Origin of the sequence: Ancylobacter polymorphus, from assembly GCF_022836935.1 — a bacterium.
Lineage (GTDB): Bacteria > Pseudomonadota > Alphaproteobacteria > Rhizobiales > Xanthobacteraceae > Ancylobacter > Ancylobacter polymorphus_A.
The window spans coordinates 3,410,369-3,433,055 of sequence record NZ_CP083239.1; the positions used below are offsets into that span (position 1 = coordinate 3,410,369).

The 22,687-nt window shown below is 65.1% G+C and carries 27 protein-coding genes; 21 read left to right on the forward strand and 6 right to left on the reverse strand.

The genetic code is table 11. The annotated features are described in order from the left end of the window. The first annotated feature begins 20 nt into the window (after positions 1 to 20). Positions 21 to 2,924 carry an excinuclease ABC subunit UvrA gene (gene uvrA, locus K9D25_RS16165; RefSeq protein WP_244376655.1) on the forward strand — a complete coding sequence of 968 codons (2,904 nt, stop codon included), beginning with the start codon at positions 21 to 23 and terminating at the stop codon, positions 2,922 to 2,924. 34 nt (positions 2,925 to 2,958) lie between these two features. On the opposite strand, the gene K9D25_RS16170 is transcribed toward uvrA, so the two are convergent. Further along, a complete protein-coding gene (locus K9D25_RS16170; protein ID WP_244376656.1) occupies positions 2,959 to 4,047 on the reverse strand; it encodes a COX15/CtaA family protein in 1,089 nt (362 codons plus the stop codon). Between the two features lie 153 nt (positions 4,048 to 4,200). Between K9D25_RS16170 and K9D25_RS16175 the strand changes: the two genes are divergently transcribed. After that, entirely contained in the window at positions 4,201 to 4,443 is a 243-nt protein-coding gene (locus tag K9D25_RS16175; RefSeq protein WP_244376657.1) for a DUF2842 domain-containing protein, read from the forward strand. A 10-nt stretch (positions 4,444 to 4,453) separates the two neighbouring features. Here the strand turns inward: K9D25_RS16175 and K9D25_RS16180 are convergent, their stop codons facing one another. Next, a complete protein-coding gene (locus tag K9D25_RS16180; protein ID WP_244376658.1) occupies positions 4,454 to 5,932 on the reverse strand; it encodes a tyrosine-protein kinase family protein in 1,479 nt (492 codons plus the stop codon). Positions 5,933 to 6,254: 322 nt separating this feature from the next. Between K9D25_RS16180 and K9D25_RS16185 the strand changes: the two genes are divergently transcribed. The 5 genes from K9D25_RS16185 to K9D25_RS16205 all read left to right on the forward strand — a co-directional run bounded on the left by K9D25_RS16185 (position 6,255) and on the right by K9D25_RS16205 (position 10,019). Continuing rightward, positions 6,255 to 7,508, forward strand: a complete 1,254-nt coding sequence (locus K9D25_RS16185) for a tyrosine-type recombinase/integrase (protein WP_244376659.1) — start codon at positions 6,255 to 6,257, stop codon at positions 7,506 to 7,508. A 92-nt stretch (positions 7,509 to 7,600) separates the two neighbouring features. Then, complete coding sequence (locus K9D25_RS16190) at positions 7,601 to 7,816, forward strand: helix-turn-helix transcriptional regulator (protein ID WP_244376660.1); 216 nt, start codon at positions 7,601 to 7,603, stop codon at positions 7,814 to 7,816. Then, positions 7,816 to 8,061 carry a hypothetical protein gene (locus K9D25_RS16195; RefSeq protein WP_244376661.1) on the forward strand — a complete coding sequence of 82 codons (246 nt, stop codon included), beginning with the start codon at positions 7,816 to 7,818 and terminating at the stop codon, positions 8,059 to 8,061. Before K9D25_RS16190 ends, K9D25_RS16195 begins: the two co-directional genes overlap by 1 nt. Before the next feature lie 94 nt (positions 8,062 to 8,155). After that, complete coding sequence (locus K9D25_RS16200) at positions 8,156 to 8,425, forward strand: hypothetical protein (RefSeq protein ID WP_244376662.1); 270 nt, start codon at positions 8,156 to 8,158, stop codon at positions 8,423 to 8,425. Next, positions 8,406 to 10,019 (forward strand): AAA family ATPase, encoded by a 1,614-nt coding sequence (locus K9D25_RS16205; protein ID WP_244376663.1) that lies wholly within the window; start codon positions 8,406 to 8,408, stop codon positions 10,017 to 10,019. Before K9D25_RS16200 ends, K9D25_RS16205 begins: the two co-directional genes overlap by 20 nt. Positions 10,020 to 10,199: 180 nt before the next feature. Here K9D25_RS16205 and K9D25_RS16210 read toward each other — a convergent pair whose 3' ends face one another. After that, entirely contained in the window at positions 10,200 to 10,403 is a 204-nt protein-coding gene (locus K9D25_RS16210; RefSeq protein ID WP_244376664.1) for a hypothetical protein, read from the reverse strand. 340 nt (positions 10,404 to 10,743) lie between these two features. Between K9D25_RS16210 and K9D25_RS16215 the strand changes: the two genes are divergently transcribed. The 14 genes from K9D25_RS16215 (at position 10,744) to K9D25_RS16275 (ending at position 21,044) form a co-directional block, all read left to right on the forward strand. Continuing rightward, a complete protein-coding gene (locus K9D25_RS16215; protein WP_244376665.1) occupies positions 10,744 to 11,274 on the forward strand; it encodes a hypothetical protein in 531 nt (176 codons plus the stop codon). Further along, positions 11,271 to 12,455 carry a phage portal protein gene (locus K9D25_RS16220; RefSeq protein WP_244376666.1) on the forward strand — a complete coding sequence of 395 codons (1,185 nt, stop codon included), beginning with the start codon at positions 11,271 to 11,273 and terminating at the stop codon, positions 12,453 to 12,455. The genes K9D25_RS16215 and K9D25_RS16220 overlap by 4 nt, the downstream gene beginning before the upstream one ends. Next, positions 12,445 to 12,843: a GTA-gp10 family protein gene (locus K9D25_RS16225; RefSeq protein WP_244376667.1), complete on the forward strand. Its 399-nt coding sequence runs from the start codon at positions 12,445 to 12,447 to the stop codon at positions 12,841 to 12,843. Before K9D25_RS16220 ends, K9D25_RS16225 begins: the two co-directional genes overlap by 11 nt. Next, positions 12,830 to 13,339, forward strand: coding sequence for an HK97 family phage prohead protease (locus tag K9D25_RS16230; RefSeq protein ID WP_244376668.1), 510 nt, complete (start codon positions 12,830 to 12,832; stop codon positions 13,337 to 13,339). Before K9D25_RS16225 ends, K9D25_RS16230 begins: the two co-directional genes overlap by 14 nt. A 1-nt stretch (position 13,340) precedes the next feature. Further along, complete coding sequence (locus K9D25_RS16235) at positions 13,341 to 14,474, forward strand: phage major capsid protein (protein ID WP_244376669.1); 1,134 nt, start codon at positions 13,341 to 13,343, stop codon at positions 14,472 to 14,474. 99 nt (positions 14,475 to 14,573) lie between these two features. Continuing rightward, positions 14,574 to 14,957: a hypothetical protein gene (locus K9D25_RS16240; RefSeq protein ID WP_244376670.1), complete on the forward strand. Its 384-nt coding sequence runs from the start codon at positions 14,574 to 14,576 to the stop codon at positions 14,955 to 14,957. A 342-nt stretch (positions 14,958 to 15,299) separates the two neighbouring features. Continuing rightward, positions 15,300 to 15,479 (forward strand): HNH endonuclease, encoded by a 180-nt coding sequence (locus K9D25_RS25085; RefSeq protein WP_432207954.1) that lies wholly within the window; start codon positions 15,300 to 15,302, stop codon positions 15,477 to 15,479. A 152-nt stretch (positions 15,480 to 15,631) separates the two neighbouring features. Then, complete coding sequence (locus tag K9D25_RS16245) at positions 15,632 to 15,943, forward strand: head-tail connector protein (RefSeq protein ID WP_244376671.1); 312 nt, start codon at positions 15,632 to 15,634, stop codon at positions 15,941 to 15,943. Then, positions 15,933 to 16,295, forward strand: coding sequence for an HK97-gp10 family putative phage morphogenesis protein (locus K9D25_RS16250; RefSeq protein ID WP_244376672.1), 363 nt, complete (start codon positions 15,933 to 15,935; stop codon positions 16,293 to 16,295). The genes K9D25_RS16245 and K9D25_RS16250 overlap by 11 nt, the downstream gene beginning before the upstream one ends. After that, the gene (locus K9D25_RS16255) at positions 16,283 to 16,696 is read left to right on the forward strand and encodes a DUF3168 domain-containing protein (protein WP_244376673.1); all 414 of its coding nucleotides are present in this window, start codon (positions 16,283 to 16,285) and stop codon (positions 16,694 to 16,696) included. The genes K9D25_RS16250 and K9D25_RS16255 overlap by 13 nt, the downstream gene beginning before the upstream one ends. After that, positions 16,696 to 17,016 carry a phage head closure protein gene (locus K9D25_RS16260; protein WP_244376674.1) on the forward strand — a complete coding sequence of 107 codons (321 nt, stop codon included), beginning with the start codon at positions 16,696 to 16,698 and terminating at the stop codon, positions 17,014 to 17,016. The genes K9D25_RS16255 and K9D25_RS16260 overlap by 1 nt, the downstream gene beginning before the upstream one ends. Positions 17,017 to 17,018: 2 nt before the next feature. Beyond that, entirely contained in the window at positions 17,019 to 17,423 is a 405-nt protein-coding gene (locus tag K9D25_RS16265; RefSeq protein ID WP_244376675.1) for a phage terminase small subunit P27 family, read from the forward strand. Beyond that, positions 17,386 to 19,119 carry a terminase large subunit gene (locus K9D25_RS16270; protein ID WP_244376676.1) on the forward strand — a complete coding sequence of 578 codons (1,734 nt, stop codon included), beginning with the start codon at positions 17,386 to 17,388 and terminating at the stop codon, positions 19,117 to 19,119. The genes K9D25_RS16265 and K9D25_RS16270 overlap by 38 nt, the downstream gene beginning before the upstream one ends. After that, positions 19,092 to 21,044 carry a hypothetical protein gene (locus K9D25_RS16275; RefSeq protein ID WP_244376677.1) on the forward strand — a complete coding sequence of 651 codons (1,953 nt, stop codon included), beginning with the start codon at positions 19,092 to 19,094 and terminating at the stop codon, positions 21,042 to 21,044. The genes K9D25_RS16270 and K9D25_RS16275 overlap by 28 nt, the downstream gene beginning before the upstream one ends. A gap of 38 nt (positions 21,045 to 21,082) precedes the next feature. Here K9D25_RS16275 and K9D25_RS16280 read toward each other — a convergent pair whose 3' ends face one another. From K9D25_RS16280 to K9D25_RS16290, 3 genes are all read right to left on the reverse strand, one after another. Continuing rightward, positions 21,083 to 21,289 carry a hypothetical protein gene (locus K9D25_RS16280; RefSeq protein WP_244376678.1) on the reverse strand — a complete coding sequence of 69 codons (207 nt, stop codon included), beginning with the start codon at positions 21,287 to 21,289 and terminating at the stop codon, positions 21,083 to 21,085. 312 nt (positions 21,290 to 21,601) lie between these two features. Further along, positions 21,602 to 21,913 (reverse strand): hypothetical protein, encoded by a 312-nt coding sequence (locus tag K9D25_RS16285; protein ID WP_244376679.1) that lies wholly within the window; start codon positions 21,911 to 21,913, stop codon positions 21,602 to 21,604. A gap of 397 nt (positions 21,914 to 22,310) precedes the next feature. Beyond that, entirely contained in the window at positions 22,311 to 22,472 is a 162-nt protein-coding gene (locus tag K9D25_RS16290) for a hypothetical protein (RefSeq protein WP_244376680.1), read from the reverse strand. Positions 22,473 to 22,687: the final 215 nt, after the last annotated feature.

Sequence of the window (22,687 nt, forward strand, 5' to 3'; positions counted from 1 at the left end):
ACCGGCGAGAAGAGTTCGGAATGAAGGACCGCGTGGATCTCCCGCGCCGCGATGCCCGCACGATTGCGATCCGGGGCGCGCGCGAGCACAACCTCAAGAATGTCGATCTCGAAATCCCGCGCGACAGCCTGGTGGTATTCACCGGCCTGTCCGGGTCGGGCAAGTCGTCTCTGGCCTTCGACACCATCTATGCCGAGGGTCAGCGCCGCTATGTCGAGAGCCTCTCGGCCTATGCGCGCCAGTTTCTGGAGATGATGCAGAAGCCGGATGTCGATCAGATCGACGGCCTCTCGCCGGCCATTTCCATCGAGCAGAAAACGACCTCGAAGAATCCGCGCTCGACGGTCGGCACCGTCACCGAGATCTATGACTATATGCGCCTGCTTTGGGCGCGCGTGGGCGTGCCCTATTCGCCGGCCACCGGACTGCCGATCGAAAGCCAGACCGTCAGCCAGATGGTCGACCGGGTGCTCGCCCTGCCGGAGAAGACGCGGCTTTATCTGCTCGCGCCCGTGGTGCGCGGTCGCAAGGGCGAGTATCGGAAGGAACTGGCCGAATTCCAGAAGAAGGGATTCCAGCGGGTCAAGATCGACGGCGAGTTCCATGAGATCGCCGACGCGCCGTCGCTCGACAAGAAGTTCAAGCACGATATCGACGTGGTGGTGGACCGCCTCGTCGTGCGGCCAGACATCGCCAGCCGGCTGGCGGATTCGTTCGAGACGGCGCTCGGCCTGGCCGACGGCATCGCGGTCATCGAGTTCGCCGACGAGAAGGAAGAGAGCGGCGACGCCCGCCGCATCGTGTTCTCGGAGAAATTCGCCTGCCCGGTTTCCGGCTTCACCATTGCCGAGATCGAACCGCGGCTGTTCTCCTTCAACAACCCGTTCGGCGCCTGCCCCACGTGCGATGGGTTGGGCCATGAGAGCAAGATCGACCCGAACCTCATCGTCCCGGATGCGGCGCGCTCGCTGAAGCAGGGCGCCATCGCGCCTTGGGCGAAGTCGACTTCGCCCTATTACGGCCAGACGCTGGAGGCGATTGCCCGTCATTACGGCGTCAAGCTCACGACTCCCTGGTCGGAGCTGCCGGAGAATGTGCGCAACGTCATTCTGCACGGCTCGAAGGCCGAGACCATCCGCTTCGTCTATAATGACGGCATGCGCGCCTATGAGACGGTGAAGACGTTCGAGGGCATCGTCACCAATCTGGAACGGCGCTGGCGCGAAACGGAAAGCGATTGGGCGCGCGAGGAGATCGGCAAATATTTCTCCGCCGTTCCCTGCGCCGCCTGCCATGGCTACCGGCTGAAGCCTGAGGCTTTGGCGGTGAAGATCGCCGGCCGGCATATCGGCGCGGCGGCAGAGCTTTCCGTGCGCCACGCGCTGGAGTGGTTCGCCAGCCTCCCCGGCCAGCTCACCGACAAGCAGAACGAGATCGCCGCGCGTATTCTCAAGGAGATCCGCGAGCGCCTCGCCTTCCTGCTCGATGTCGGGCTGGATTATCTCACCCTCGCCCGCGCCTCCGGCACGTTGTCCGGTGGCGAGAGTCAGCGCATCCGGCTCGCCTCACAGATTGGCTCCGGTCTCACCGGCGTGCTCTATGTGCTGGACGAGCCGTCCATCGGACTGCACCAGCGCGACAATGAGCGCCTGCTCGGCACCCTGCGGCGGCTGCGCGATCTCGGCAATACGGTCATCGTCGTCGAGCATGACGAAGACGCGATCCTTGCCGCCGATTACGTGGTCGATGTAGGCCCCGGCGCTGGCGTGCATGGCGGGCGCATCGTGGCGCAGGGCACGCCGAAGGAACTCCTCGCCAACCCGAATTCGCTCACAGGCAAATACCTCACCGGCGAGCTCAACGTGCCGGTACCCAAGCGTCGCAAGCCGAACCCCAAGCGCATGCTGCGGGTGGTGAATGCGCGCGGCAACAATCTGAAGAACGTCACCGCGTCGATCCCGCTCGGCTTGTTTACGGCAGTTACCGGCGTGTCGGGCGGCGGCAAGTCGACCCTGCTGATCGACACGCTGTACAAGGCGGTGGCGCGGCGGCTGAATGGCGCCTCCGAGCCGCCGGCGCCGCATGACGGGCTGGAGGGACTGGAGCACCTGGACAAGGTCATCGACATCGACCAGTCGCCGATCGGCCGCACCCCGCGCTCAAACCCGGCGACCTATACCGGCGCCTTCACCCCGATCCGCGAATGGTTCTCCGGCCTGCCGGAAGCCAAGGCGCGCGGCTATGGACCCGGCCGGTTCTCGTTCAACGTCAAGGGCGGGCGCTGCGAGGCGTGCCAGGGCGATGGTGTCATCAAGATCGAGATGCACTTCCTGCCCGATGTCTACGTCACCTGCGATGTCTGCAAGGGCAAGCGCTACAACCGCGAGACGCTGGAAGTCACCTTCAAGAACAAGTCCATCGCCGACGTGCTCGACATGACGGTGGACGAAGGCGCCGAGTTCTTCAAGGCGGTGCCCGCGGTGCGCGACAAGCTGGAAACGCTCGCCCGTGTCGGGCTCGGCTATATTCATGTCGGCCAGCAGGCCAATACCCTGTCCGGCGGTGAAGCCCAGCGGGTGAAGCTCTCCAAGGAGCTGTCCAAGCGCGCCACCGGGCGCACGCTGTACATCCTCGACGAGCCGACCACGGGCCTGCATTTCCACGACGTGGCGAAGCTGCTGGAAGTGCTGCACGAACTGGTCGAGCAGGGGAACACGGTCGTGGTGATCGAGCACAATCTCGAAGTCATCAAGACCGCCGACTGGGTCATCGACCTCGGCCCGGAAGGCGGCGATGGCGGCGGCGAGATCGTGGCGGCCGGGCCGCCGGAAGTGATCGCCAAGGCCGAGCGCAGCCATACCGGCCGCTTCCTCGCGGACGTGCTCGCCCGCCGACCGCTGAAGCCGCGCAGCGCGGCGGAATAGGGGCGCGGCCCTTTCGGGTCGCGCCGCTGGCGCCTCAGGCGCCTTCGCGCAAACGCACCAGATTCACCGTCACCGCGATCAGCACCAGCGTGGCGCCGAACTGGTGCGTCAGCGCGATGTCGATCGGCACCTGATGAATCAGGGTCAGGATGCCGAGGGCGGCCTGGGCGCAGACCAGCAGTAGGATCAGCGTCGCCCGCTGGCGCACCGCGCCGCCGATCCGCCGCGCGCTCAGCCAGTGGCCGAGGGCCAGCGCGAGCAGCACATAGGCGACGAGGCGGTGGTTGAACTGCACGGTGAGAACATTCTCGAACAGGTTCCGCCACGCCGGCTGCTGCACGAACAGATTATCGAGCGGCGGCACGAGATGCCCGTCCATCAGCGGCCAGGTGGTGTAGGTCAGACCGGCGTCGAGGCCGGCGACGAGGCCGCCGAGGAAGATCTGCAGCACCACCACTCCGAACAATATCCGCGCATAGCCGCGTAGCCAGTCCGGCGACGCGCGCCTCTCCCGGGGGGGCTTGAGCTGGGTGGCGACCGCGACGATGGCGGCGAGAATGATGCAGGCGAGGGTGAGATGCGTCGCCAGCCGGTACTGGCTGACATCAACGCGGTTGACCAGCCCGGACGCCACCATCCACCAGCCGACGGCGCCTTGAAGACCGCCAAGCACGAACAGGCCGGCGAGCTTCCAGCGCAATGGCCGGTCGATGACACCGCGCCAGAGGAAGAACAGGAAAGGCAGCAGGAAGGCAAAGCCGATGACCCGGCCGAGCAGGCGGTGCCCCCACTCCCACCAGAAAATATACTTGAACTCGGCGAGGCTCATGCCGCGGTTGATCTGCTGGTACTGCGGGATCTGCCGGTATTTGTCGAACTCCGCCTGCCACGCCGCGTCACTCAGCGGCGGCAGCGTGCCGGTCACCGGCTTCCATTCGGTGATGGAAAGGCCCGACTCGGTCAGCCGTGTGGCGCCCCCGACGACGACCATCAGCACCACCAGCGCCGCCACGAAATAGAGCCAGAGCCGCACCGGCCGCAGACGGTCGCCGGCGGAAGGTTCGCTGGCGCGTGGCACGGCGAGGTGACGGGGGACGTCGGTGGCGACGTGATCCTGAACCATAAGCGGGCGCTCCCTGCATTGGCGGCCGCCTGCCCCACCGGCCACCCTGCGCCGGGCCGCTTCCGCCCGGGCGTCGCGAGCGATATAGAGGCCGCTGCCCGCGCGCAACGGGACTCATTGTCTCGCGCCCGACCGTCCTGACCGGAGCCGCCCATGTCCGCCCCTCGTCCCGGCCTTTCCGCTCGCTCGCGCAAATTCATCGGCACCGTGCTGCTGGTGTTTCTGGTGCTCGGTTGGGCGCTGGCGGCGATGGCGCTGGCGCAGGGGCGCGTCACCACCCTGCCCGCCCTTGGGCAATTCGTCGCTTATGTGGTGCTGGGCATTGGCTGGATCGTCCCGGCGGGACTGCTGATCCGCTGGATGCAGAGGCACGACCGACGCTCAGAAACCCTTTGAGCGCGCGACCTCAGGCGGCACGCGAGAAGGCGCGGGGTTCGGCCTCCGGCGTAAAGGTCACCATCGCGATCTCACCGAAACCAAGAGACGCGAGTGCATCGAAGGCCTGAACCGCGTCTGTGGCCATCCCGCCCGGCTGGGTGACGAGAATGGTGGTCGGGCTCAGAGAGGCGAGACGCTCTGCGCCCGCCATGCCGCCCAGAGGCGGCGCGGCCACAATAACGTGATCATAGGTCTGCTTCAGCGCGGTCAGGATCAACGGCAGCCGGTCGGCGGTGACCAGGCCGTCCGCCTCGCGTGCCCCGCGCCCGGGCGGGATAACGTGGCAGCGCGAGGCGCTTTCACGGTGAATGGCGTCGGAGAAGCCGCAGACACCCGACAGCAGGTCTGTCAGCCCCGGCGCACGCGGGTCGGCGGTCAGGCCGTCGAGGGTTGGCGAGGCAACGTCGAGGCAAACCACCACCACGCGCTGCTCCGTCCCGGCGAGCGAACGGCCGAGCGCGAGCGCGCAGCGGGCGATGGATTCATCGGCACGGCCGCCGGTGACCGTGACAAGGCGCGCCGCGGATCCGCGCAATTCGATCAGCCGGGCGAGGTCGGCTTGTTCGCGCTCCCGCGACAGCAGCCGCAGCGGGCTGGTCAGTTCGGCGGAGCTCGTCGGCTCGCCGGAGTGAGCGCCGATCCAGGGAAGGTGCTGGCGTGGGCGCGGTGTCGTCTCCGGCAGCGGTATCGCGCCATATTCGTGGCCCAAGGCACCTTGACGCCGCCGCAGCCAGCCTTGCAGGCCGAACACCAGAACGAACGTGCCTATACCCGCAAGAAGGCTGGAGATGAGCGGTGTCGGCCAGCGCGCGGCCGTCGCCGGTGCGGCATTGGCGATGATTCGAGCAGACACGGGCGCGGGGCTCTCCGGCTCCGCCGCATGGACACCGCGTGTCTGGCGCAGCTCGACATAGGTCGCGGCAAGGGCATTGGCCACATCCGCCGAGAGCTGCGGGTCGGGCGAGACGACGTCGATCGCCACCTGCCCCCCGCCGATCTGCCGCACCTCCAGCCCACGTTCCAGGCTGCGCAAGGCGAGGGTCTCGCGTGAGAGCGGCGCCGCGTCGGCCGGCAGAGCGAAGCCCGCCAGTTGCAGGGCGGTACCAGACAGCACTCCGGCGCCGCTCGCGGTGGGAGCGGCGAGGCGTGCGGTCAGGCGGTGCGTCTCAATCGCCTGGCGCGCAAAGTTGCGCGAAGCGAGGACCTTCACGCTGTCCCGCCCTGCCCCGGCGTCGCGCCCGTCGATCCACAACCGGGCGCGCGACTCGTAGCGTGGCGCGGTGATTTCGCCGGCGACACCGGCCATAGCGAGCGCGGCAAGGGCCGGCAGAATGAGCCCGCGCAGGAACCGGCGTGTGTGTGTCGACCGATTCCCGGAATCCGGCGCAGCCGTCTCAGAGACGGTACCTGCAGCCATCGGCGGAGTGCTTTCGCGGGGGTCGATCATGGGGCCTATTAGGCACCGCCATGGTTTCCACCGTGTTAAAGCGTCTCGACTTGTCGGGAAGTGTCACCGGCTATTGGGGGTGCCGGTGAAAATGGTCGGAGCGAGAGGATTTGAACCTCCGACCCCTAGTCCCCCAGACTTAGTACCTGCTTTTCCCATGGTTGGACGCTGTTGTCTAGAGTGTCCGCAAACCATTGAGAACACATGCTCTGGCGGCGGGCCGGCAGGTAAACGGGTTCCCTCACTTTCCTCCAGATGGCTCTCGCGGTGGCGACTCGGTGGCGACTCCACTACATTCGTGACGGATGATGGAGGTTCGCCGATGCCGACCATGAAGCTCACCCGCCGCGCTGTTACAGGGCTTCGCCCGGCCGACAAGCCGACGATCTACTTCGACGATGAGGTACGCGGCTTCGGCCTGCGGATAATGCCGTCCGGCGCGCGCTCGTGGGTCTTGGAATATCGCCCCGGCGCCGGGGGACGAGGAGTCGCCAAGAGGCGAGTGCGGATAGGCGGGGATGAGCTAACACCGGAGGACGCCCGTGAGATGGCAAGGGGGATGCTCGCGGACATCCGCCGGGGCGCAGATCCATCGGCGCAGCGCCGAGCGGAACGGACGGCAGACAGCTTTGCCGATGTCGCTGACGCCTACATGACGCGTCAGGTGCGGCCGAAGCGCAAACCGTCGACGGCCGGGTATTATCAACTGCTTCTCGACACCCACATCCTGCCCGCACTTGGCGCAAAGCGTGCCGCCATGATCACGCGCGCAGACGTCGAGACCTGGCAGGTAGCCCTCGCAGCCAAGGCCGACGGCAAGGGGGGCAAGACCACCGCCAACCGAGCGTTGACGCTGGTCCGGGCAATCTACAACTGGGCCGGCGGGGTGGGCTTGGTCCCAGAAGGCACGAACCCGTGCGCCCGTGTCGAGAAGTTCGCCGAACAGGGAAAGGATCGTTACCTCACCGCCGAGGAGATCGGGCGCTTGGGTGCTGCCCTGCGCGAGGCTGAAACCATCGGCATCCCGCATGCGCCATCGGCGTCCAAGCATGCACCCAAGGTTAAGAACCGCACCGTTTTCTCGCCGCACGTCACCGGCGCTATCCGGCTCTTGATGCTGACCGGCTGCCGTCTTCGAGAGATCCTGAATCTTCGGTGGTCGGAGTACGACGCGGAACGGGGTATGCTGTTCCTGCCGGACAGCAAGACCGGCCGAAAAGCCGTTGTGCTGTCAGCCGCTGCGCAGGCAGTGCTGACCGCCCTGCCCCGCGTCGGCACCTATGTGATCGCCGGCAACGATCCGAATAAGCCGCGTGCAGATTTGAAAAAGCCATGGTCGGCACTCTCGGCACGGGCCGGTCTCGGGGGCGTTCGTCTGCATGACTTGCGCCACACGTTCGCGAGCGTCGGCGCCGCATCCGGCATGTCTCTACCAACAATCGGCGGGCTACTCGGCCACGCGGACTCGGCGACCACGCAGAGGTATGCCCACCTGCAAGTTGATCCGGTACGTGCCGCCGCCGACATAATCGCGGGCCGGATCGCCGACTCCATGCGGGGCGAGAGCGAGATTTAGGACAACTCGCGCCATAGCATGAAATTTCCGCTGATTTCCTCTGGTCGCGCCTAATTGTCTGTTGCCGCACGGTGCGGCCATGGAGGACGAGCATGTTGAAAGTGACGGAAGCCGCGGAACGGCTGGGGTTGTCGATCAGCACACTAAATAAGTGGAGGTGCTTTGGCACCGGGCCGCGGTTTGTCAAAATGGGCAGTGCGGTTTTCTACCGGGCCGAAGACCTTGACGCCTTCGTCGCGGCGCAGGTGCGGACGTCGACCTGGGCCGGCGCCAACGATAACGTTCCCGGCAAGCGCGAGGCGGCATGATGTCAGGATACCTTACGCAAGCCGACTACACGTTCATCACGGACGCCCTGAGGGCCGGACGATTTGATGATCATCGGGTGGCGTTCGACGTGCTGATGATACGCGCCAACGACGACCACTCTTATGCGTTGTGGTTGTGTAAAGAGGCGTGCATCCAGGCGATGACGCCACCAAGCCGCGATGTCGCCTTCCAAGCACTCCTGAAGGTGGGCTCGTTCCTAGAAGACGGCGTGCCATTGCCCTGACCTAGCTCCTCACTACTGCAGCCTTAGACGCCACCACACCTCCACCATCCACCCATCACCACCCGCCGGCTGAGCCGCGCGGGAAGGAGAAAACATGCGCATTTTGAACGCCCGCCGGCTTTCACTGCCGCCGGGCCGCAGCGGATTCTTGCCGCTTTGCCGGTTCGACCTCGAGCCCGTTGATGGCGTCGCCATCAGCGGGTGCAGCATCGTGCAGGCACCGGACGGGCGACGACTGGTCTACGGACCCTCCGGCAATGGCGGCACCCAGACGGTGAACTTCTCGCCGGCCGTCCGCGTCGCCGTCATCGAGGAAGCGCTTGGCGCCGTCGGGATCGAGCCGCATGACCGTCGCGCAGCGTGAAGCGGACCCGGTCCTTGAAGCGGCGTGGTCTCGATTCAGTGAGTTCGCGGCAAGCCTGTGCGGTGATCGCGTGCTGCTCCCCTTGGCGGATGGCCGCATCGATTGGGACGCCGTGGACCGGGACTCTGTCACCCCCGCGCGTCTCGACGAGTTGACCGCTGCGGATGTCCCCAGGCTTGGCGTGATCATCGACGGCTTCAGCCGCTGGATCCGCACGAACGACATGATCACCGTATGCGCCGCATGGCGTCAGGGCGCGCCGGAATTGGCGCAGATCGAAGGCGCCTACTCTGCCGAAGCGATGGACCTGGTCCAGGACGTGGTCGCCGGCCAGACCAGTTTCGAGACCGTTGAGGCAACGCGCCGGGATCTGGACTTCGCGGCGCTTGAGGGTCTCCGGGAAAAACATGGCGGAGAGATCCGTCAGCGTCCACACGGCGGGGAGTGGTGCCTTTATGGCGCGACCGTCGAGGGCCGCGTTGGGCAGATCGACATTGCCCCGGACGGTAAACACCGATTCTGGGGCGCCACGCCCGCGCCCGCTGCGGCGAACGATAACGAGCCGGTAGCCGCGAGCGCTGCCAAGCCCCGCTTCACGCTTACCTGGTTTGGCGAGATCGCCGATGCCGCGCCGAAACAGACATTCGTCAAAGGCGTGCTCGGCGACGGCGAGTTCACGGTGGTTTCCGGCCTGCCGGGATCCGGGAAGTCTGTGATCTTGACCGACATCGCCTGCCACGTCGCCGCGGGCATGGAGTGGATGGGGCGTCGCGTCCGCCAAGGTTTGATCGTCTACATAGCAGCCGAGCGCAAGGCGCTGACGGAGCGCCGCATGCTCGCCTTCCGCAAGCGGCATGATGTGCCGGCAAACATGCCGCTTCTGGTTCTCGGCGGGCGCATCGACCTGACGTCTAACACCTCCGACGCCAATGCTCTCGTCCAGGTCATCCGCGACGCCGCGAATGAGGTCGGGCTACCCGCGGTGTGGATCATCATAGACACGCTGACTCGCACCTTCGGGCCAGGGGATCAGAACCTGTCGAAGGACATGACCCGCTTCGTCCAATCGATCGACGTGCTGCTGGAGACCAAGGCGCACGTCACCGTCGTCCACCACACTTCGTGGTCAGGCGAGCGCGGCAAGGGCGCGATCGACCTGGATGGCGCCGTTGACGCCAGCTTTCTCGTGAAGAAGGAAGGCGGCACCCACGTGCTGATTTGCGACGGCACGAATGATGGCGACGAAGGGCCAATCTGCCGCTTCCGCATGGAAGGGGTTGAGGTTGGCGTCGATGAAGACGGAGAGCCGACGATGGCGCCGGTAGTCGTGCCCGCCGATGCCGATCTCGCAGAAACCTTGGTTGCGAAGCTAAAGGGGCACAACGCGCAAGCATTGGCGATCCTGACGGAGGCCTGCCGCGAAGGCGCCAAGCTCCGCGAAGACGAATGGCGCGCGGCGTTCTATGCGGCCTGCCCCGGCGAGAGGCAACACACGCTGAAGGTCCGATTTCAGCGGGCGCGGCGCGCGCTCACCGAGGCGGGCACGGTGTACCACCACGACGGCGAATTCTGGGTAGCGGCACACGGCACATAACTGCTTTTGTGCCGTCTTGTGCCGTGTGCCGTTTAGGGTATGGGCATACTACGATAGACGGCACAAACGGCACACAGTATTTATACTGTGCCGGATGTGCCGTCTGTGTGCCGGTGTTTTGAGAGAAAAAAGATGTGCCGTTGGCCGAGGCTCGCCGCCTCGGCATACTTCGAGAAAAGGTCAGCGATACCAGAGAAGGACGCTATATATCGCGACTGGATCGTGGTGGACTGTTATGCTGCCGACGGTGCTAGGACCACCCGGCTTGAAGAACATCTGATAGTCTGCAGACACGTACTCGATTGCCGGATTTTGCTCCAGCCAGCCATTAATCACTGTCTCCAGTTGAGCGCTGTCAGAATGTCGGAAAATTTTCACCTTCATGGTGCCTCCCCCACTTCCCTGATATCTACCGCAAGCTGCCTCCCAAACTACACCATTCAGCTTCTACGGCACAATACCAGGATTGGCTCCGCATAGTTGGTGCGTGCAGCTTAGTTGGTGGTGACTAAATCAGCCCTGCAAGCGGGTATATGTAGGAGAGCACCTTCAGCGCGGCCGGCTGGTTATAACCAGAACCGTTCGCCGAGCGGGTTATATGAAGGGGTTGGTTTCAGCCCCGCCGAGATTGAGGCGCCCGTCGTCTCGTCCAACAGCCGCCTCCGGGCGGCTTTTTTATTTCCCATCAACATAGTCGCGCGCCGTCGCGACGAGAGGATCCCCGATGCGCTACGCGCTTTCGGCGGTTGTCGACGTCGTCGCGACCGCCACCGAACTCTCTCCGCACCACGTCAATATGCAGGCGCGTCGCCTTCAGGAGCTCGGAGAGCTCGCTCGCTCGCCCGGCGGCCGGCTTCCGGCATTGGTAAACCCGCCGCAGGTTGCGCGCCTCCTCTTGGCGCTTCTGGTTGATCGGCCGCTCGTCGAGGCCGCCCGGCTCGCCGCCATCATGTCGGACTACCGCAACCAGGGTATGCCCGTCGGCGATTACATTGGCCGAATGCTCGTCTCGGCAGGCGGCCCAGACTTCCTCGCACCGGCCAGTGTGCTGGCCGCGAAGGCCTCCGTAACGGTGCATGCCGGCGACGCCGTGGTCATCCGATACACCTGCACCGACGACCCGCTCGAAGAGGTCTTCACGGCCTCCGGCGCGACCTGGGCGCCTGACGATGCCGAGACCATCGCCTCGGCGCGCACGCTGCCCGGACGGCTCCTGCATCGCATAGGCCGCGGCCTGGCGGGGATCCAGGAATGAGGTGGTTCCGCAAGCCCGCCCCGCCGGTGGAACAGAAATCCCTCGCCGCCCCCGACCCCGAGCTCTTAGCCCTATTCGGCATCACCACGGGCGCTACGGCCATCAGCGGCCCCACGGCGTTGCGTGTGCCTGCCGTGGCCGCTGCGGTGCGCGTCATCAGCGAGGCAGCCGCGACGTTGCCGATCAAGGTCGTGCGCGTCGATGAAGCCGGGACGGACATCGACGCCACCGACCATCCCGCCCACAAGCTGCTGACCAGCGCGGCGAATGAATGGCTGGACGGCTGGGAATTGGTGCGAGACCTCGTAGCCCAGGCGCTCGTCAACGACCGGGGCGGGTTGGCCTATGTCGGCCGCAACGCCAACGGCGTACCTATCGAAATCATCCAGCCGCAGGTCGGGCAAATCGACGTTCAGTATGACGTCGTGACCCGCGAGCCCTCGTACAGGCTGGCCGGCCAACCCATCGCGGCCAGCGACATCGTGCATGTGCGCGGCCCCTTCGACCGCTGCCCCGTCTCGCTGGCCGCCGAGGCGATCGGCGCGGCGGCGGCCATGGAGAAACACGCGGCGGGCCTATTCGCCCGCGGTGCGCGACCTGGCGGAATTATCGAGATCCCCAGCGATCTACCGGCGCAAGCGCTCAAGTCCCTACTGCAAAGCTGGCATGAGACGCATGACGGAGCGTCAAAGTCCGGCAACACGGCAGTGTTGTTGAACGGCGGGAAGTGGAATCCCGGCATCATCAACAGCACGGATGCGCAGTTCCTCGAGAACCGCAAGTTCCAGAACATCGAAATTGCACGCGCATTCCGCGTGCCACCTTCGATGCTTTATGAGCTCGACCGCGCCACCTGGTCCAATTCGGAACAGATGGGCAAGGAATTCTTGACTTATTGTCTCGAACCTTGGCTCCGCGCCGTCGAGTCCGCATTTGGCCGGGCTTTGCTGGCTGGTGAGTCTGGCCTGCGCATCGTCATCGATCGCGACGACCTCACCCGTGCCGACCTCGGCGCGCGTGCGACGGCGTACTCCAGCCTGATCTCTGCCCGCGTGCTCAACCCGAACGAGGCGCGAGGATGGGAAGGCCTGCCGCCGTACCCGGATGGCGACACGTTCATCAACCCCGCAATTTCCACCGCAAAGCCGCCGAGCGCGGCAGGAGACGCGAATGCTAGTTAATTCGATCAGCGCGACCATCAACGGCCGGGAACACCGCCTCACTGTTCGACGCGACAGCCTCGCCATACTCGACGCCGCGCTCGGAGGCTCGACCTATGCCGTGTTGAAGAAATTCGAGGCCGGAACGTGGTCGACGGCGGACGTTGAGCTCGTGCTGTCCTTCGCACTGCATGGTCCGACGCCGATGGAGCGGATCATCGCGAAGTTAGGCGCGCCGCAACCGACGGGCGACCGGCGCGCTACCGCTCCGGAAATTGCCGCCGCGATCGGTAAGAACGGTCCCGGCACCTACGCAGATTTGGCGGCTTTGACACTGTCCGCTGCCCTGTTCGGGATCAGCGAAAGCGATGCCGTGTGGACTGACGAGGTGGCCGATGCAGCGGCTTGAACTGAAAACGGCCATCGCGGCCGATGACGCCGGCACCATCACCGGCACGGCTTGGCCGTTCGGCACGCCAGATCGCGTTGGCGATGTCATCGTCAAAGGCGCCTTCGCCGGCTCGCCGGCTGCGCTCCCCATGCTCGCGTTTCATGACCCGAACGACCCGGTGGGCGTTTGGGATGAGGTGCGCGAGACCGACAAAGGGCTCGAGGTGAAGGGCCGCCTCCTAATCGGTGAGGTTGCGCGTGCGCGCGAGATCCACGCCCTCGTCAAATCTGGCGCCGTCGGTGGCTTGTCCATCGGCTTCGTCACCCGAAAGTCCGCGCCCCGAAAAGGCGGCCGGACCATCTCTGCGCTCGACATTTTGGAGTGCAGCCTGGTGACCATCCCAAGCCATCCCGGCGCACGCGTCACCAGCGCCAAGTCTGCAGCGGACGCCCTTCGCCTCGCTGAAATCATCAACACGGCCTCTGCGGCCCTGCGCGCCAAGGAGGCGCATTAGCATGACCTATCATTCCCCCATCGAACTGAAGTCGGCCGGCGAGGACGACGCCACCGGTATCGTCACCAAGGCGCTGGACGACCTCACCAAGACCGTCGACGAGCGCTTGAAGGCCGTTGAAACCAAGGCCGACACCACCGCCCTGGCCGCCCGGCTCGACAAGCTCGAGGCGAAGGCTTCCCGCCCGGCTGGCGATACCCGCCCCGAGCCTTCGGTGGAACGCAAGGCGTTCGCCGCCTACCTCCGCCACGGCAAGGAAGCCCCGGCCGAGGAACTGAAGACGCTGACGGTGTCGTCCGATCCTCAGGGCGGATATTTGGCGCCCGACGAGATGAGCACCGAGTTCCTGCGGGACCTCGTCGAGTATTCGCCCATGCGCAGCGTGGCCAGCATCCGCTCCACCGGCGCGCCGAACGTGATCTACCCGACCCGAACGGGGATCACGAATGCTCGCTGGAAGGGCGAGACGCAGGCGCAGGAGGGCAGCGAACCGGCCTTCGGCCAGGCGGAGATCGCGGTGAAGGAGGTCAACACTTACGTTGACATCTCGAATCAGCTGATCGCCGACAGCGCCGGCGCGGTTGAGACTGAAGTCCGCCTCGCCCTTGCCGAGGACTTCGGCCAGAAGGAAGGCCTCGCCTTCGTCTCCGGCAACGGCGCGCTCGAGCCGGAAGGCGTGATGACCCATGCAGGCATCGCCTATACCGCGAACGGCCACGCGACCGAGCTAAAGGCCGATGCGCTTATTTCTCTGCTCTACGCGATGCCGGCGACGTACCGCAATGCCGGCTCCTGGGCGATGAATGGCACCACGCTTGCGACTATCAGGAAGCTGAAGGACGGCCAGTCGAACTATCTGTGGTCGCCGAGCTACCAGGCCGGTCAGCCCGAAACCATCCTCGGCCGTCCCGTCGTCGAGATGGTTGACATGCCTGACCTCGCCGATGGCAGCTTCCCGATCATCTACGCCGACTTCAGCGGCTATCGCATTGTCGACCGCGTCGGACTGTCGATCCTGGTCAATCCGTACCTGCTCGCGACCAACGGTCTGACCAGGTACCACGCCACCAGGCGCGTTGGTGGCCGCGTCCTGCAGCCGGCGAAGTTCCGGAAGCTGAAGATGGCGACGTCCTGACGCCTGCTTAGCGCCATTTTGGCGGCAAGCACCCACATCCCCGTTCCCCTGCGACCGGCCGCCCTTCGGGGCGGTCGTCGCGTTTCTAAGGAGCGCTTCATGCGCGATCTCGTTTCCAATTTCGGCGCCGTCCAGGCTATCGCACCGGCCGTTCAGGCCGCTGCCGCTGATGGCATTACCATCGACACGCTGGGCTATGGCTCGGTGGGCTTCGTCATCAATACCGGAGCGATCGTCGGTTCCGGTGACTTCGGCATCAAAGTGCAGGAATCCGATGCTTCCGGCTCTGGCTTCACCGACGCCGCCGCCTCGGCCGTGCAGGGCACTGTTCCGGCTACGCTGGTGGCAGCGAGCACGTACAAGCTCGGCTACTCGGGATTCAAGCGCTATGTGCGCCTCTCGCTGACAAAGGCCGGCGGCACTTCGATTGCGCTCGGCGCGGTAGCCGTCAAGGGCAACGCGGCCAGCCGGCCCGTGGCCTGATCCAATCCGGCGGCTATCCAATGAGGGCGGCGCTGGGCCGTCCAACAACGGGAAGTAGACCTCCCCGCCGCCACCCGTAATGGGACACCAGGGGTCAAGGTCGTTACAAGTCCAGCACTCGTCGGCAGCGTCTTTTCAATCGGATGGGGACGACTGCCGGCGAGTTAACCTGCGGGCAAATCCATGAAACGTCTATGCTCTTGCGGCCGGCTCGTGGAGCGTGGTGCCACCTGCACCTGCCAGGTAGCGGCCCGCCGTGAGCGCGTGGCTGCTGCTGACGCCAAGCGCCCCAGCGCTGCGGCGCGTGGTTATGACCATGCGTGGCAGCAGTTGCGGAAGCGGATGCTCGAGGAGCACCCCATCTGCGATTGCGGTGCTGTCGCCGTCGAAGTGCATCACGTCATCTCCGTGCGTGAGCGACCAGACTTGAGGCTTGACGTTGCAAATCTGCAATATCTTTGCCGGTCTTGCCACTCACGCATCACCGCACGCACCCAGGCATTCGGTAGAGGCATGCGCTAATCGCATGGCATACCGGGGGTGGTTGGCGACTTTTGCCTCGCCCTCCCGACCACCCGCCGCTCTCCAGCGCGCAATTCGCCCTAATCCAGATTTCGTAAGGCCCAATGGCCTTGATTCAGCATGCGTTATGCGCATTGCAGAGGAGCAAAAGCATGGCCATAGTCGACCTATCGCTTGCAAAAAAGCATCTTGGCGTCACCGAAGAAGGCGATGATGACCTCATCTCCGCAAAGATCGACTCGGCCCAGGCGCTGCTCGAGGGCTGGCTGGGCTATGCGATCGAAGACCATTTCGAGACCGCGCCGGCTGACCTGATCGAGGCGGTGCTGCAGTTGATGGCGCACAGCTACGAGAACCGCGAGGCCACGGTCGTCGGCCTGACCATCGCATCCGCGCCGCTGGGCGTGCGCGACGTAATCGCGGCTCGGCGTGGTTATCAGACGGGGTATGTTGATGGCTCGTAATCGCGACCTAGTAGCCCTCGAAAAGGCGTTCAAAGCCATCCCCGGCGAAGTGCGGGACAAGGTCCGGCCGGCCGTGCAGGTCGGCGCCGATGAGATCGTGGCGCGGGCCAAGTACCTGGCCCCCGAAGAGACCGGCGAGCTTGCCGCCAGCATCCATACGGAACCCGGCCCGGTAGACCTCGCGGTGACGGTCGTCGCCGATGACGAGGCCGCGCTGTTCCAAGAATACGGAACCGCCACGAACAGTCAGCACCGGTTTTTCTGGCCAGCCGTCAACACCCTCAAGAATAGAGTCCGGCGCCGCATAGACCGCGCGATCGGCAAGGCAATCCGAGAGGCATGGTCGAAATGAGCGAGCCGTCACTCGCGGCCCAGGCCGCTATCCGCGCCGTGCTCGTGGCATCTGGCAGCGTCACCTCGCTGGTACCGGCCGGCAATATCCTGGATCGAAACTCCCGCCCGGAGGTCACGCCTCTGATCATTGTCGGCGACGGCTACACGGTCGACGCCAGCGCGCAATGCATCGAGGCCTGGGAGGTCTACAGCGACATTCACGTGTGGACTAAGGAGCCAGGCCTGGCGCAGTGCAAGACTATCGCTGGCGCCGTGCAGCGTGCGCTCCGCGGCCTTGATGTTGAGGCGCAGGGTTACTCGCTTTCCATCATGGCGCAGGATTGTCGCTACTTTCGCGACCCGGATGGTGAGCATGCCCACGCGGTGGTGAGCGTCACCTTGTTCGCGGAGGAACTGTGATGCGCGCCGGCAAGCTGGATCGCACCATCACCATCGAGCGCGGCACGCATGTCGTCGATGAGTTCGGCACGCCCGTCTACAGCTGGACGCCTCTCGCCGCGCCGATGCGGGCGCAGGTCGTCGAGGCCAGCACCACCGAGTTCTTCAAGAGCTTCGGCGCCTCCTCCGAGAACGTCACCGTGTTCCGCACCCGCTGGATCGATGGGGTGACGCTGGCCGATCGCGTCGTGGCGGGCGGCGTAACGTTCGACATCAAGGACATCAAGGAAATCGGCCGGCGCCGCGGTTTGGAACTGCGCTGCGTCGCGAAAGGAGCCTGAGAATGGCCCGTGGACGAAAGGCGGAAATCACCGCCGTAGACGGCGCGCTGGACAAGGCGCCTGCCGCTCCGAAATGGCTTCCGGCCTATGCCAAGGCAGAATGGAAACGACTGGTTCCGATCCTGGTGAACGACCGCAAGCTGGCGGTGCACGAGCTCCAGAGCGTCGAGTCCTATTGCATCAGCGTCGCCCGCATCCGCGAGGCGGAGGAGATCATCGCCCGCGAGGGGCTGGTGATCATGGGCACACGCGGCCCGCAGCGACACCCCGCGACGGCGATCCTCAAGGAACACCAGGAGGCCGCGCGTCGGCTGCTGATCGAGCTCGGCGGCACCCCGGCCAGCCGCGGGAAGAATAAGGGGGGCGCCGTTGGAAACGACCCTGCCGACGACCTTGGGGATATCTGAAAGTGCCAACTCGTTGGCACTTTCACACCCCAAAGAAACTGGGCAGATTCTGGCCAGTTTAGACGTAACGGCGGAATCCGCCGTTGCGTCCCATCCCGCCTGGCTCTTCGACGACTCCCCCATCCCCGACCCGCACGGCAAAGGCGAGCGCGCCGTCCGCTTCATTCGCGCGCTGAAGCACCCCAAGAGCAGCTTACCGGGCCGGGGGTTTCAGCTGGATCGCTGGGCCGAAAGGCTAATCCGCAGGGTCTACGGCGACACCCGGCCGGACGGTACGCGGCGCATCAAGACGGTCTTCGCCCTCATTCCGCGCGGCAATCGGAAAACGACGCTCGGCGCGGCGCTGGCGCTTCTTCACCTTGGACCGGAGCGCATCCCGCGCTCCCAGGTGGTGTCGGCCGCGGTGGATCGCGACCAGGCCCGCATTGCCTTCGAGGAAATGACCGGCGTCATCGGCGCACATCCGCGGCTCGCCGAGGCGATGCATCCGCAGGATACGAAGAGCCGCATCACCCACAAAAAGTCAGGCGCTTTCTACCGAGCAATGTCGGCCGATGCCGCAACCGCCCATGGTCGGACTCCGGTCTTCGCGTTGGTCGATGAGCTCCATGCCTGGAAAAAGCGCGACCTGTGGGACGCGATCAAAACCGGCCTGGTGAAGACCCCCGGCAGCTTGCTGGTCATCACTACCACGGCCGGCATCGGGCGGGAGAATGTGGCGTACGACATGTACGCGTATGCCCGGCAGGTGGCGACGGGCGCGATCGAGGACGAGGCTTTCCTGCCTATCCTGTTCGAGGCCGAGCCTGACGAGGATTGGCGCGACGAGGCCGTGTGGCACCGTGTTAACCCCGGCCTGTCCTGCGAGCCGCCTTATCCCGATCTCGACGGCCTGCGGCAGATGGTGCGGGAAGCCCAGCACCGGCCCGCCGATCGTGAGATGTTCCGCCAGCTGCATCTTAACGTGTGGCTCGACGGCGCTGCCGAACCGGCCTGGGACTTGGCAATATGGGACGAAAACAGCGAGACCTATGACCTGGAAGCGCTGAAAGGCGCCAAGGCCTACCTCGCCGTTGACCTGTCGAAGCGCATCGACCTATCCGCCATTGCGGCTTGCATTGAGGTGCCCGACGGCCGGCACGTCCTGCACGTCGAGGCATTCTGCCCCGAAGAGGGCATACGCAGACGAGCGGACTTGGACAGCGCGCCGTACCCGCTCTGGCAGGAGCAGGGCTTCCTCACCGCATGCCCAGGTGATGTGATCGACCGCGGCATGATCGAGGAGCGCATTCGAGCCCTGTGCGCGCATCTGGACGTTCAGGAAATAAACTTCGATCCGTGGTCGGCCGGCGAAATGATGCGATCCCTCGATGCCGACGGCCTGCCGGTGGTGGAGTTCCCGCAGCGGCTGGCCACCTTCGCCCGGCCCGTCACCGAGTTCGAGACGGCATTCATGGAGCGACGGCTGCTGCACGGCGGCAACCCCGTGCTGCGATGGGCCGTCGGAAACGTGGTGCTTGACGCCGACGCGTCTGAGAACCGTCGGCCGAACAAGAAGAAATCCACCGACCGCATTGACCCGGCAGTGGCCGCCATCATGGCTGTTGGCCGCGCCATGGCGAATGACGGGCACCGATACACCACTCTATCGCCGCAGGAGCTTATGCCGTGGCTAACCCCGAATCCAAGAAGCTAACTGTCGAGGTCCTGGCACGCGTCGACAAACTCGAAAAGGGCATGGCACGCGCCAGCGCTGCCGCCAACGACAACTTCGGCAAGATCGAGCGACGCGCCGGCCAGGCGACAAAGCGACTGGAGTCCCGGTTCGAAGCCATCGGCCGCTCGGCTGCCACATCGCTCGGCGCGTTCGGCCTGGGCGGAGTTGGCATTGCAGGCCTGTTCGCAGGCGCCAAGACTGCCGCTGCTGACCTTGCCCAGATCGCCGCCGAGGCACAGAAGGCCGGCGTCGCCGTCGAGGCATTCCAAGAGCTTGGATATGCGGCCAAAGGCGCGCTGGTAAACTTTGACGCGCTCACTGACGGCTTGAAGGAAATGCAACTCCGGGCCGACGAGTTCATCGTCACCGGGGCAGGCGGCGGGGCGGAGGCATTCCAGCGGCTCGGGTACGGCGCCGCCGAACTCAAGGAGAAGCTGCGGGATCCGGCTGCCCTGTTCGAAGACATCATCGAAAAGCTTGGCCGGCTGGACAAGGCGAGTCAGATACGCATCGCGGACGAGCTCTTCGGCGGTACCGGTGGCGAGCAGTTCGTGCGCCTTCTCGACCAGGGAAACGGTTACATCGCGAAGATGCGGCAGGAAGCGCGGGACACCGGCAACGTGCTGGACGCCGAGCTCATCCAGCGCGCCGTCGAGATCGACCGCCAATTCGCGAAGCTATCCACGACGATCGGCACCAACCTGAAGGGCGCGATAGTTGCCGTCGTGGCGGAGATGCGCACCTTCTCCGATATGCTGAACGCCACAGAACAGCAGTCGTCGGCGACGCTTCAGCGGCGCATCGACCTTCTGATCGCAGCCGCGGAGAATATGAAGAAGTCCTCCGCCGCCTTCGCGCTTGGGGGTGGCCAGGAGGGCATCGATCGCCGGCTGGCCGAGGCTGCTGGCCTGCAGTCGCAACTCGACAGCCGCCCGCCGCGCGTGACGGTCAATCCGAGCATGGGTTCCGGCATGGGAGATTTGTCCCAGGTCAAGACTCCCGCCAGCACCGCGGCGGACCAGTTGGCGAAGGCATATCAGTCGATCGTGCTCTCGGCGGAGCAGCGGATCACTCAGATGGGGGTAGAGCAGCAGGCGCTTGGCATGACGACCGCGGCGGCAGAAGCGCTCCGCGTCAAGCAGGAACTCATCAACGAGCTAACCCGCGCCGGCATCACGCTCACGCCTGACTATGTGGCGAAGATCGATGACCTTGCCCAGCGTTCGGGTCAGGCAGCATCTGCCCTGGAGGCACAGGCAGCGTCACAGGCCGCGCTTGCTGAGACGATGGATGAGGTGCGCGGCACCGCCTATGATGTGCTGGGCGGGTTCGTCTCGGACCTGCGCAACGGTATCTCCGCAGCAGATGCCCTGTCGAACGCGCTGAATCGTGTCCTCGATAAGGTCATCGAAATCGGGCTACAGAATGCGCTGACTGGCCTGCTGGGCAGTCCCGGCACCACGCAGGCAGGTTCACTCGGCAAGCTGTTCGGCTTCGCGGGTGGCGGCTACACCGGCTCCGGTGGCAAGTATCAGCCGGCTGGCGTGGTGCATCGTGGTGAGTACGTGATTCCGGCCGATCGTACCCGCGAGCTTGGTGTGGGGTTCCTGGACCGCCTGGCCGGCTTCTCCAGCGGCGGGCTGGTGGCACCCACCCTGCCGCAGATCAGGTCCGGCGATGTGGCGCGCGGCGCAGGCGGCATGCCGGTGGTCAACGTATCGGTGCAGACCTTGCCGGGGCAGACCGCCGATGTGCGTCAGAGCCGCGGCGCCGATGGGGCAATCAACATCGCCGCGACGGTGCGCAAGCTGGTCGAAGACGAAATGGTGAGCCAAGCGCAGGGGCGTGGCCGTGGCGCGCAGGCTTTGGAGCGGTCCTACGGCCTTCGGAGGCAGACGGCGTGAGGTTGGCGCCAGGCTCACGAGGGTCTGGCGCCTGAGCGTCACAGGCCGGCGGCAAACTCCCGCACGTCGTCGAGGGTGGCGTCATAGGGGCGCTGGAAGGCGCCGAGGCGCACCGTGTTCGTGCCGTCAATGACCATGTAGCCCGGCCCGTACCAGCTACGCGACCAGTGGCGGGAAGCTGTCTTCTCCAAGCGGTAACCCGCCTTGGCGAGACGGCGACGGATGGCGGATTCGGAAAGAGGCATAGCAAGCCCTCCATGGATTGGATCAACTGACAAACGCATTCGTTGCGTTGCGTTGCCAAACCTGGTGCGGCCGTCAGAAGCCGCAGGGGCCGGACCCCAGACCGTCCATGCAGGACGATGTTGCTTAGGGCGAGACGATAGTGGTGAGCTCCCCGCCTTTCGTCAAGCCCCAACCCGTCACGCGCCCGAAGCGGGCTGTCCGCTCCGGGCGCGCCCGATGCCGTCGCGATCCGCATCGGGCCAAGCGCTGCCGTCCACTTCGGCGCGCTTGGTCTCGTCATGCTCAAACTCGCATGTGCGATAGCGCACCGCCTAGGGGCCCGGCGCTGACACATCGTTCACCAGCACGCGAGTCACCTCGCTATCTTCGATGATGCACTTAGCGATGTGCAGGGAGCCGCCGCGAAGGAACGCGACTTGGACGATTCCATTCTTGTCGTCGCCCGTCACATGCATCGATGTGTCGTCTCCTAGATCGTGATCAATCCCCGTCGCCTCTTCCAGGTGGCTTTCGCAGTGCGTCTTGGCGGCCGTCACCGGATCGTTCATGCGCCAGAATACCAAGCCGGAGATGCCGGCTCCGATGACGATCAGTGCAATGGTGTATCGAGCTAACTTATTCACGCGCGCTGCCTCTTTGGTTGCGAGAGGTTTACGAGCAGTGGGCCGTTTTGGACCGAAAACGTTGGTATATAAGTAGTTCTACTGCCGAGCGCGGGCGCTGGCGGAATGGGCGGCTTCCGCTCGCCGCGCTCTGCGTCGCGCCTGACGGTGCGAGCATCAACGCCGGTCTTGGCGGCTTGGTCTTCGGCATAAGAGTGGACAAGTTGTCCACTCTCTTTGGTGTTGTGGCCATGCCGCGTCTCCGGATGCAGCGCCTCACTCCTCCACGGGAGCGCCGGGCTTCTTCCTTGGGGCGATCTGCTTCTTAGGCCTGCCGAACTTGTCCTTTCGGATGTACGGCCCTGGCGGCAACGTAAACGGATCCGCCTCCAGCTTGGGCGGGCCTGCCAGATGCGCCTCAACGGTCGGCCAGTGCCAGCGTGATCTGGCCCCGATTGATAGTCGCGCGCGGGACGAAACCCTGCAGCACCCACGAGTCAAACGTGTCGACGCTGATCTCAAGCAATGCGGCTGCAGTCTTGCGCGAGACGAAGACGGGCCGGTGATTCTCGTCGGTCATGGCGTGCCCTTAGTGCGGTCAGACACGATACCCCCGCGCGGCGCGTCGCACCACAGGGTGCCCCAAGGGAGGGGCTACTTGCACATTTCGAGAATCGGGGTGATGTTGACCGTGGGCTTGAACACCCGGACCGAAGATAGGGCGACTCCCGTTTGGCGACGGAGAGTGCCTGAGCGCGAAGCCTCTTGGCGGAGGCGGAACGCATGCGGCGCCTT